The organism is Agarilytica rhodophyticola (assembly GCF_002157225.2).
In the GTDB taxonomy this organism is placed as follows: Bacteria; Pseudomonadota; Gammaproteobacteria; order Pseudomonadales; family Cellvibrionaceae; genus Agarilytica; species Agarilytica rhodophyticola.
Window position 1 is genome coordinate 6,295,602 of the sequence record NZ_CP020038.1, and the last position, 11,852, is coordinate 6,307,453.

Below are 11,852 nucleotides of genomic sequence, written 5' to 3' on the forward strand. Positions count from 1 at the left end.
TGTGATAAGGAATCAGCAAGTAAACCATAGAATGCTATGAATGCAGGGACGCCGAGAAGATGATCTTCTCCCTTATATTTTTAACACTAACGGTAAATCAGAATGGCGTATATAATGTGTAACTATCGAGCATAAACGTCATTTCGGCTATTTTGTTCATAAAGTTCATGCAAGAGCCAAGGTGCATCTAATTTGCTCTAGTAGCGTACATAAAAAGTACATTCGACTATAATTCCATCAGCTATTGCTCATATAATGATGCTAATGATACAAAGCAAGCTCTGCATTAGAATCAAGCACACTAGTTTTGCAAGCATTTAGGTGAACAAAAATTAAACTGCGCTTTTGCGAAAAGCTATTGGTTTTAGGAGAAACAAGGTGAACCAAAAAATCAATATAGCGTTTTTACTATTTATTGGTATTCAGAAGATGAACTGATTCTTAAGTTAATGGAATTGGTGCTTTCATTCCCGCCAGATTTCGTTATTATCTTCGCCCCATTAAAAATAAGGACTACTCAGTGTTTAGGTACCCCGCCGATCGACTTCCTGTAGCGATTATTCTGACTTTTAGCATTGTTGATTTCTGTCTATATTTCATGGTCGACACAGTATGGATTCTAGCCGTTTTCTGGCTGGTGATGATTATCCCAAAGGGTAAAATATGTGCATGGAATCATCATCATCAACATACACCGACCTTTAAGCCAAAGGTACTTAATCGCATCCTAGAGTTTTTCTATGCCTTACACACTGGTGTGACAACAAATTTGTGGCTCTTGCATCATGTCCTTGGACATCATCAAAACTACTTGGATCAGAGTAAAGATGAGAGCCGCTGGCGTCGTGAATCGGGCGAAACCATGGGTGAAATAGAATATACACTCAATGTTGCAGCAACAGCCTACCCCCGAGGATTCGAGGTTGGTCGGCGCTATCCGAAACTGCAAAAACATTTCCTATTCTACAGCGCACTCACATTTGCCATTGTGGCTTTTTTGGTTTGGCTTAAACCTCTGCCTGCACTATTTTTGTTTGTGTTACCGATGATTTGCGGCCTGGTGCTTACTTCTTGGGCAACCTACGAACATCATTCAGACTTAGATACAGACAACCCCTTTGAAGCATCGAGAAACAATTTGAATCGATTCTACAATATCACTACAGGTAATCTTGGTTACCACACAGCACATCACTACAAGCAAGGTGTTCACTGGTCTCGCTTACCAGAGCTACACGAAAAGATTAAAGATAAGATTCCTCCTCACTTAATAAAATCTGCCGCGCTTTAATTTCATATAGAATGGCAGGAGCTATAGCTCCTGCCAGAATCATCTATTTAGAGTGATATAATTTCTAGTAACGCGCTTCCACACTGGTATCAGAGAAGGATGAGAAGCCATGAATTAGCACATGGTAAGTACCTGCCTGTGGTGAATCGATTCGGCAAGTTTCATCATTTCCTGATCTAAATGGTCGACAGTCAAAATCATTGAGTGTTGGTTTGCTACCGGCCTTGACATACAGATCCGCATCGCCACTACCACCCCGCATTAACACTCGCAAACTTTGGGTGCCTGCAGGAACATTCACAGTAAAAAACCTCTCGCTGTTTGTAGCACCAGATATACCAGTAACGGGTACACCATCTGCTAATACATCACCTGGTGTAGGAGTTGGTATTGGTGTAGGGGTCGGGGTAGGAGCGCCACCGCCCGTAGCTTCGCGTCCATCGATAAACAATTCACCTGTGCCGGCAGCGTCAAGCCATGTGCTTAGTCGAGTAGAATCTGTACCACCACCGTTCCAAGAAACATTGACCCATCCATAGATATCAAATTCATCGTTGCCACATGCCGCGCGACCGCCAGTCAACTGTCCAACTATACGCTTATCTTGGTCGTATAAAGGCGAACCTGAAGAACCGGGTTCTGTTGTACCTACATCCCAGTCATTGACTTGTAAATGTGTTGATCCTGAAAGAGATAAAGGGTCGTTATCGAAGCTGATTCTCTTCTCTTCAACATTAGGATGGTGAATGCCTACCGCAGATGTTGGAATTGAAGAACTAGCATTCCAACCTGATAAGTAAACTTCATGGGCTGGATCAATAGGGTCATCAAGTTCAACTAACGTCATATCCGTCGGACCATAGCCGGCACGGAAAATAGCCCCTGTATTAAATTCATTTAATGTGCCATCTCCTCTTGAACCACTAGAAGAACTGCCAGGTGTGCGGCATGTACTATTCTCATAGTTCCAATATACAACCATTGAAGGTGCATTTTGAGCATTAATTCCGCAATGATCAGCGGTAAGGAAAAAACCACGACCATCATTAGCAGTATTGTTTATCGCACTACCAGAACAAAAAGCACTACCGCCCGTACTATATGCAGCGACTGAACGAATCTGATCACGCCAGTCATCACCTTCTGAACACACCACGTCGACATTACATGATCCAGATTTCAGAAAACTTTCCATAACTTCTTGTGCTGACGAACCAACATAACCATGGTTAACAGAAGTTAATTCAAGCTCTAAAGCATCCAATTGGTCAACGGGAATATTTACTTCAATAACAACAGTATCGCCTGGCAACATCGGTGTCCAAAGTTGACCGTGTTCCTCATTATCTTCTGAAGTAAAAGCTCGTACCAAGTTTTCACCATCGGGTGTGTACATATGCAATGAACCACCTTCTGGCATAACGAAACGGCCAAAACCTAAGTTAATTGAACGTGCACCAGGAGACTTAATAACTTTTCTCCAAATATATACCCCTTCAACATTTGCTGCATTAGTCGCTGAAGCATTAGGGCTTGCAATATAATCCCAGGCATTTTTAGACGGTTTGATAGAAACTTGACGAGGCTCAGCAAACCTAACTAGGCCATCAGAATTAAAACTTTGTGCGTCCCTTACAAGTAATTCTTTATTATCCAACGGTTTTAACAAAAGCTCTTTAGCTTTAGAGATTTCAGATGTATGAGAAAATGACATCGGCCCTATATTTTCTGCAAAAGCATTAAAACTTAGAGTAGCAATAATTGCTGCAGCAAGACGAGATTTATATTTAAAAGTTTTCATAAGACTCCTAACCTTTTATGAGTAGGGGCGCCATAATAAATTTTTATTATAGTGTCGAGGATTACAGGGTTGAGGCTCTAGAAGACCAACTTGCAAAAAAACAACAAAGAGTTTTTTATCTTGCGGTCATTAGAGTGTGTAATTTAATTTATCACAGAAAAAAAATAATAATATAAATACAAATGACAATTATAAAAATGAGAACCAAAGAAAAGTTATACTTTTATTATTTTTTAAATAAACATAATAAAAAATAAAAACCCGAGCGACAATTAATTCACATGATACTTTAGAAAACAGAAAAGGAATTTTTTAAATTGAAATATGTTACAAAAGGGATGTTTTTAAATCAGAAAATTCATTTTAAAACCAAAATAAAACTCATAGCGCTTAAAAAACTAAAGGAATATGAATGCTTTATAAAGCGCTATTGTTAACAATGCTAAAAAATAAAACTATATGTGCAGTATTTAGAACAGGCATTACCAAAAATAAAAATAGTACAAAGCGTGTTTAGTCGACTAAAAAAATGCCATTAACCTCAATTCGAATTAGACGCTTCTTATATAAATTGCCAACGGCTTTCTTAAAGGCACTTTTGCTCATGCCAAAGGCATTTTGAATTTCTTGTGGATGAGATTTATCATGAATTGAGGAAAATCCATTGTGGTTTTTCAAATAGCTGAGTACTGTTTCACTATTTTTGTCACGAATATCGTTAGCGCTTTTAAGACTGAGGTCTATTTTTTTATCTGGCCGAACATGTTTAATATAGCCTGCAAGACTTTGACCAAAGCTAATACGGCCCTCAATGTCACTTTTATGCAGCATGCCCCAATAACTGTGGTTAATAATTGCCTTGCAACCTAAATCGGTAGTATTAGCGACGATTAAATTTACTGCCTGTCCAGAAGAGAAGTTATGTGGAGCATCATCATCTAGGAATTTATCAATTTTTGAAGATGCTGTTATACGCCTGTCAACTTTATCAAGATAAACATACACTAAATACGAGTGCCCTATTTTCATTGGTCGATGTTGTTCGGAAAAAGGAACTAGCAAATCTTTATCTAAACCCCAATCTAAAAAAGCGCCAATCTTTGTTGTGTCAATAACTTTTAAATAAGCAAACTCACCAACTTCAACCTTTGGGCGTTTAGTTGTAGCTATGGGCCTATCCTCTGAGTCCAAATACAAGAAAACCTCGATTGTATCACCCACGGATAATTCCTTTGGCGCAAGCCTACGAGGCAGTAAAACCTCAGATAATTCCTTTGCGTCCAAAAAAAAGCCGAAATCTACAGCTTTTATCACTCTTAAACTATGTGTTTCACCAACTTCTATCATTACTTACCCTTTATCTATTAACCCCACAGGTAGATCAGCAAATGCTTATATCGAACTAATAACTCCACAACAGAATCTTATAGCCATTCGATAAGCTGCGCTGAATCTCTTAACATAATGCATAGTATACAAGATATTTGGCAGCTAATATAACAATTTAGCGAGTAGATGATGCGACTACAGTAACAGTCATTCTTGTATGGACAGGCTAAGTGGAGGTGGAGTAGATACCAATTTCTTTTCTAAAACTTACCTTATATTAAAAAACGAATTAAATTCGTTTAACTGGCATTATCAATTATTCAATAACAATCAGCTCCATAGAAACAGAACAAAAAAACATATAATTCATATATTCAATTTTATTTGTTTTTGTCGAAAAACTCACACATTGACAAAGATTCGCCGCTTAAAACAACATATATATTCTTACATTTAAAACTCCCCTTACAAAAAATAGAGCAATGGTATACGAAGAGTATTTTCAATAACGATATATTTTCTAGTTTCATACAAATTAATGTGCCACAAAAAATTATAAATTTAAAAAAAACAAAGAATATAATTTTTTACACGATGAAAATTGGCGTCTCTTAAAACAAAAAGATAATTGGCATATTTAATTAAGTGAGGGACTATCAAATAAATTCGTCTTGGCACTACAAATCTAGATACATGCAAAGCTCACACATAGCTGAAGAATTTTTTTAAACTACGAGGCAGATATGAACACTATGATGAGAAGTGTTATACCGATATTTTTAACTTCAATATTCACAGGTACAGTAATAGCCGCTGAACATAAGGTAAGTAGTCTATGGACAGATTCCAAAAATAAAATTTCATCAGCACAACTTGCGAACACCGAAATATCTAAATTAAAAAGCTATCGCGTATTGCAGAGCAAGCCTTTTCAATTAGAAAACACGTTAAGCTTAGCACCCGAGAGAACATTGAATGATGAAGGGGTTTTGGTTGATCTTCCTTTACCTAATAATAAGTTTGTACGTTTTAGAATATTCAGCGACTCAATAATGGAGCCTGAGCTGGCCAAAAAATTTCCGTCGATCCAGACATATTGGGGCTACGATGAAAGTAACCCTAACAACAGGGGACGCTTTGATATAACTGAAAAAGGCTTTCACGGAATGTTTTCTTACAATGGCGAACAAATTTTTATCGATCCAATGCAGAAAGCAGGAAATAACACATATATCAACTACCGAAAACAAGATGCTCAGTCGCGACCTATATTTTCCGATAAGGTTATTAACGAAATCGGATATCAACAACAATTCAGTATTGAAAAAGCTGCCCTACTCGCACCGACTCAGCCAGATGGGTTGCGCCGTACTTATCGTTTAGCAGTTGCCACTACAGGTGAATATACACGCTTTCATGGTGGCACTGTCAGCAGTGGGCTTGCCGCTGTGGTTACTGCTATTAACAGAGTCAACGAGCTTTATGAGGTTGACCTTTCTGTACGGCTAAATTTAGTTGGCAACAATGATCAACTCATTTATACAAACCCCAATACCGACCCATATACAAATGGCAATAGTGACTTAAACAGTAACACCGGCAATATAAATAGCGTTATTGGGTCATCTAGTTATGATATAGGCCATATATTTCAAACTAGTGGAGGTGGTGTCGCTTCTCTGGGTTCTGTTTGTAGTAACCGAAAAGGAGCAGGCTTAACTGGCTTGCGTCAGCCAGTAGGCGATCCCTTCTATGTAGACTACGTAGCACATGAGATAGGTCATCAATTTGATGGTTTACACACATTTAATGCTTCCAGCGGTAGTTGCGCGGGACGAAATAGGTCAGCAAGTGCGGCCTATGAGCCTGGCAGCGGCGCCACGGTAATGGGCTATGCAGGAATCTGTGATGACGAGAACCTACAACGCAATTCAGACCCTTACTTTCACACACATTCAATAACTGAAATTAATGCCTTCATTACTAATGGTGGAGGCAGCCGCTGCGGAACGGTTAATAACCCAAATAATACTCCACCTTCGGCTAACGCTGGAGCTGACTATACTATTCCTGCACGAACATCGTTCACACTTAATGGAACTGCAACAGACGCCGATACTGGCGATAACGCGAGGCTAACATACATATGGGAGCAATATGACCTAGGATCAGCATCTAGCAGCCCAGCGACCATGGTAGACAATGGTAATCGCCCAATTTTTAGAGCTACAACACCGACTAATAATCCATCACGCACTTTCCCTAATTTAGATGATATTTTAAATAATACTTCAACCCTAGGTAATTCCTTACCCACAACAAATCGAGACCTTAATTTTAGATTTACTGTTCGAGATACCAAAGGAGGAGTAGCCATTGATGATATGGTGATAAGAGTTGCCAATACAGGACGTGCATTTGCAATTACCAGCCCATCGGCGGGAGCTTCAGTTATCGGCGGACAGGCCACCACAATCAGTTGGGACGTTGCAGGTACAAGTGCTTCACCTGTTAATTGCTCACAAGTAGATATCGAATACTCAAGCAATAATGCCGGTACGTTTACCACCATCGCCAGTAACGTCTCCAATAACGGTAGTGGCAGCGCGACAATACCCAATACTGAAACCACCAATGCGCGTATAAAGGTGAGTTGTAGTAATAATATTTTCTTCGCTATGTCAGAGCGCTTTAGTGTGCAGATAGGAGGACCAAATCAGGCGCCGAGCTTTAATAGTGATCCTATTAATAAAGCCGATGCTGCAAGCGGTTCCAACTACAGTTCCAGTATTACAGCAGATGCTACAGATCCTGACGGCAATCCTTTGTCATTTAGCAAAACCTCTGGCCCTGCCTGGCTAAATGTTGCGACTAGCGGAGCACTAACTGGAACCCCTAGTGATACAGATTTAGGTTTAAATAGTTTCACTGTGTCCGTTAGCGACGGAGAATTTAATGATAGTGCAACATTAAATATTGAAGTGACTGATGCAATACCTACAACCGCAAATGTGGGAATAACAACAGTACAATCGAGACGCACTACGACACAAAATCGCAGAGCAATGCCGTTTATCATGCCCGCCGACGGCACCCTCAATAGTATTAGCATGTATCATACAGGTGGGAGCGGTAATATGATCTTGGCAGTCTACGCTGACGACAACAACTCTCCAGGCAACTTACTTGCCAACACACCAATTACCACTGTCAGTGGTGCGACGGATTGGCAGACTATCAATTTAGAAAATGATGTGTTTGTTCCTGCAAATACAAGAATCTGGTTGGCATGGATTTATCAAAATAACCCAGGTATTTTTTATAGTAACGGCAGCCCAGGCAGAGCAAATATCAATCGAACCTGGAGCAACAGCGCTAACAACATGCCTGATTTGTTTGGTAATAGCACCCAAGCAAACTTTAGATACTCTATATATGCAACCTATACTGAGCAATAAGCAAGAAGATCTATAAAAGCTAAAACGTCTTTTAGACGCTTATTACTTTCATCAAAGGCCAGGAGCAAATGCCCCTGGTCTTCTCTTGGAGTTAGTTAATATTCACACTCCCTCAAAACAATATCTTTAAGATATATGGCTCGATAACATTCTACTATTACACTTCAAGCTCTAACTCTATATATTAAAATGAACTTTTGTACGAGCACGTAAACTATATAAGCGATAGTGATTAATATTTAAAAGAACCACATTTAAAAGAACCACACTATATTCACGAATATGTTATATAGTTCTTGGGCTTGTTGGTAAATGATTGAATAACTTCTAATGGCTTTGAAAGCTATTTCATCTTATTCATTAAACAATATTTTTAGGAAATAAACATAATGGTCGGCAATATGGCGACAATACATCGAACTATTTTTTCGTTAAAAAACTCGCAAGTAAAAAATACAGATTCACAAACAATATCGATAAATAGCCGATCATCCCGTACCCTACTAACCACACTCAATCATTGTGAATATTCCTCTTTATATAAGACATCGGCTAATAAAAAAGCGATAGCATCAAATTTACAAGAAAATAACAAGCCCACACCCAGCACTAACCATGAAAAAAAGCGCTATCAGGCTACACTCGAAGCCCTTTTTAAAACGGCTGGATTAAACAATAAAAGTATAATCAAAATATCTGTCGCAAAGAAAATCATGAGCCAATGTTTTGGTCTTGGCAACCATAGTAGTAATATGGGGGAAAGAGAAACTAAGCGCGCTCAAAGCATTAAAAATAAACTAGAGCAACATATAGAAAAGGAAAATTCTTTATCAGAGTTTATCTCAAGAATAAAGATAGGGTTCGAATGCTCACAATTCCCGGTTGATAAATATTTAAAGTCTCTAGGTATATTTAAAAAGCACACAGATAAAACTAGATTTAATTGGTTCATCAATGAAACCCTACATCACGGCTATATCTTAGATGCCTTGCTCTACCTTATGAGTAAGGGAATTATTCTACCTCTAGAATTTCAAAGGCATTGGTATGATTTAAAAAAAGAAAGAAGACTAGATTATAAGAGGATGCGTAAACTAGCAGCACTACTAAGTACATCCGCAACTATGACTTCGCAGACAGATATAATGAATTCATCGGAGGATCAACACTCTTGTAATATTGAAAAAGCTTACTTAGGTAAAGAGAAAACGGCACAAGACTACAAGCAATTGATTGAAGGCTATTCTAAACATTGGGGTGACATTTATCAAAAATGGGATATAGACTACTTGATGAGTACATCAGAATATCCACAATTTCTGCTACCGACACTTTTTATACCTAGTCTTATAGCTAAAAATAACTATATATCTAATCTCGAACCCAACTTTGTTCTCGATATTGCTCTAGAAAGCTATCTTATGACGCAAGCAAATATTCACCCATAAAATTAATTTCAAATTAAAACTAAAATACTATATATACTGATTACTATTTTAATTTACTCTTTTAGTTATTTTTTAAATTTTGGGCAAATTAGACACCAAAAACAACAAGTGTTTTTGACGACAAGAATAAAAAATTATTTAGTGGGCTTCAAAATTTCTATTTTATGTCAGCTTTTATAGTAAAAATGGCAACTTACATAATGTAAGACAAATAAAAATAACTTTATAATAAAGGTTTGCAAGTACGATTAATTAATCAAACGTTTAAAATAATCATTTATAGTAGCTGATTTATTAAATAAACATACTGTACTGAAATGTTAGGGAAAATTAGCTGTTTAGAAAACTTTGCATAAATTAACCTAATTTAATTACATTGCTGCGGGAAAAATATAGGTAATTTCTCATTTTTTCACTTGACAGAAATTTATTTCGATAAGATCAATATAATCAGTATCTTGCGATATGCAAATATGAAAAGATAATTATTGTATTTTTAACCATTAAGATGCTCTCGTATATATGCTTAAACTTAAGTTACCGATTAAGTTATTTATCAATGCATTTACTTCAATGGGTATACTTTCCTGCGGAGGAGGAAGCGAGAGCCGAGTGGGAATAAATATCATGGAGGGTAGCCAAAATGAATTACCTCAAGCGACATACCCATCACCAGAAATGGAAATGTCTGAGACAATGCCAACACCGCTACCTCCCACAGAAGACAACTCACAACCGAGAGTAACCCCCACACCTTCACCCATTCCATCAAGTGGAGAAGACCCTCCACCGTCAGATGGTAGTGCACCCATACCACCAATTAACGTCACCCCACCGCCAAATAGTAGTATTACTCTACCACCCACTCCGATCGATAGTGGAATGCCGGGCAACCCAAGTCTTCAGCTTCGGCCTGGTGACAAAGATGTTACATTTGATGCAAATAAATTTGACAATAACTTTCCTCAAATTAAGCAATGGATAACAGCAGGAGTCCGCGGAGGAATACCACCAATAGACTCTTATACCGTGCAGATAAGCCTTGATGGTGGCAACTCAGATAGCATTAATAATGCTATAGATAAAGCGGCACAGCGAGGTGGAGGTGTGGTATTGTTGCAAAATGGTGTTTACCAAATTGATAAGCAAGTCACCATGCGATCACATGTTATTTTAAGTGGAGAATCCAGAGACAGAACAGTTGCGATAATATCAATGGTAGACGGTAACGCTTTTTTCTTTGGTAAAGGTGTCAAAAATAGTGGTATTCATAATATAAGAATAGAAGGCGTTTGGGGACAACCTCAATATAAGTGGCTTAATCAAGATAGTGCAAAAAATTATGAGCTCCCGGGCAATAACAATGTATCTGTCATGTTTAAGGAAGCTGAAGATTCATGGATTGATGGTGTCGATATTATAAATAGTGCAGGTGCACCTCTTATTTGTAACGCCAAATACATTACTATGCGCAATTTAAATGTGGATGGAGTACACAATAAACATGATGCCGATCATGGTAGTTTCTTCATCTTAGGCGCATATAATTTACTCACACAATCTAAAATAACACACCTTAGGCATATTGCCATTCAAGGGGACGGTGTTGAATATAATGTTATTTACGATAATGACTTGAGGCAGGAAATCAGTTTCTACCAAAATGATGACGGTAATAATTTAGTGGAAAATAATCGCATTACACTTCCTGTAGATATGCCAAATACAACACCAGATTATAGAGCGATAATGGGCCCATCGGTAAGAGGATTCATGCGATCGAAAAAGAATAACTTTCTTTATGGCAATGAAATTCTAGAAGAAAATCATAATGATACCCGCCGTATGTCTGGCCACAATAACGTACATATTGGTCCCATATTTCACTATTCTGAGGGAGAGCAACAAACACGTAACTTTCCTGCTGATAAATATATCCCAAAAGCTAGAACGCTCTACCCTATTTTGTTAAATCACTAGGGCCTATTAACATTCCCTAACGAGTATACCTATAGAATTTGGAGGTGAGATAACGCGACAAGCGCCTCCAAGAACACAAAAACAGAGTTTGAAGCCCAACTGACCTCAGCACCTGTTGCCCCCAGTCAAAGCACAATTTTATGTATGAGCAATTCGTGATTAGCGTAACGGTTTATTTTTGAAAGTGAATTTGAGGTATTTGGGGACAGCATTATTTAATAAGTTTCTAATATGCCAACCATTAGAGAAAGTAGCGCAATGCAAATATAGAATCCCTTTTTCAAGTCTGATTCATATTCACCGGCAAGTTCAAAAACCTTTGGATCGTCTTCATCCTGCATAATCATTCTGGCTGGATTTGCCATATGGTAGATTTGCTTTCATTTGAACTTAACAGTTTAATCAAGAGAATCGGTCTACTGATATTGAATTAACCGGATATCATCGATGACCGCAAAGGGCGATTTTTTACCTTTAATACTATCATTTTGTATGTCTGCTAAAGCTCTATTCGACGTCGATTATTTTTAATATGTTAATGTTAA

7 protein-coding genes are annotated in these 11,852 nt (G+C 38.0%); 4 read left to right on the forward strand and 3 right to left on the reverse strand.

The genetic code is table 11. The features are described from left to right. The first annotated feature begins 520 nt into the window (after window positions 1-520). Window positions 521-1,291: a fatty acid desaturase family protein gene (locus BVC89_RS26035; protein WP_216825052.1), complete on the forward strand. Its 771-nt coding sequence runs from the start codon at window positions 521-523 to the stop codon at window positions 1,289-1,291. Window positions 1,292-1,355: 64 nt separating this feature from the next. Here BVC89_RS26035 and BVC89_RS26040 read toward each other — a convergent pair whose 3' ends face one another. Together BVC89_RS26040 and BVC89_RS26045 are read right to left on the reverse strand one after the other, a co-directional pair. Continuing rightward, a complete protein-coding gene (locus BVC89_RS26040) occupies window positions 1,356-3,092 on the reverse strand; it encodes a pre-peptidase C-terminal domain-containing protein (RefSeq protein ID WP_086934017.1) in 1,737 nt (578 codons plus the stop codon). A 513-nt stretch (window positions 3,093-3,605) separates the two neighbouring features. Continuing rightward, window positions 3,606-4,439 (reverse strand): CvfB family protein, encoded by an 834-nt coding sequence (locus BVC89_RS26045; RefSeq protein WP_086934018.1) that lies wholly within the window; start codon window positions 4,437-4,439, stop codon window positions 3,606-3,608. 734 nt (window positions 4,440-5,173) lie between these two features. Between BVC89_RS26045 and BVC89_RS26050 the strand changes: the two genes are divergently transcribed. The 3 genes from BVC89_RS26050 to BVC89_RS26060 all read left to right on the forward strand — a co-directional run bounded on the left by BVC89_RS26050 (window position 5,174) and on the right by BVC89_RS26060 (window position 11,307). Continuing rightward, the gene (locus BVC89_RS26050) at window positions 5,174-7,879 is read left to right on the forward strand and encodes a reprolysin-like metallopeptidase (RefSeq protein WP_158658131.1); all 2,706 of its coding nucleotides are present in this window, start codon (window positions 5,174-5,176) and stop codon (window positions 7,877-7,879) included. A 401-nt stretch (window positions 7,880-8,280) separates the two neighbouring features. Then, complete coding sequence (locus BVC89_RS26055) at window positions 8,281-9,327, forward strand: hypothetical protein (protein ID WP_158658132.1); 1,047 nt, start codon at window positions 8,281-8,283, stop codon at window positions 9,325-9,327. A 522-nt stretch (window positions 9,328-9,849) separates the two neighbouring features. Continuing rightward, window positions 9,850-11,307 (forward strand): glycoside hydrolase family protein, encoded by a 1,458-nt coding sequence (locus tag BVC89_RS26060; RefSeq protein WP_158658133.1) that lies wholly within the window; start codon window positions 9,850-9,852, stop codon window positions 11,305-11,307. Between the two features lie 215 nt (window positions 11,308-11,522). Here BVC89_RS26060 and BVC89_RS29980 read toward each other — a convergent pair whose 3' ends face one another. Beyond that, complete coding sequence (locus BVC89_RS29980; protein WP_158658134.1) at window positions 11,523-11,672, reverse strand: hypothetical protein; 150 nt, start codon at window positions 11,670-11,672, stop codon at window positions 11,523-11,525. Between the last annotated feature and the right edge of the window lie 180 nt (window positions 11,673-11,852).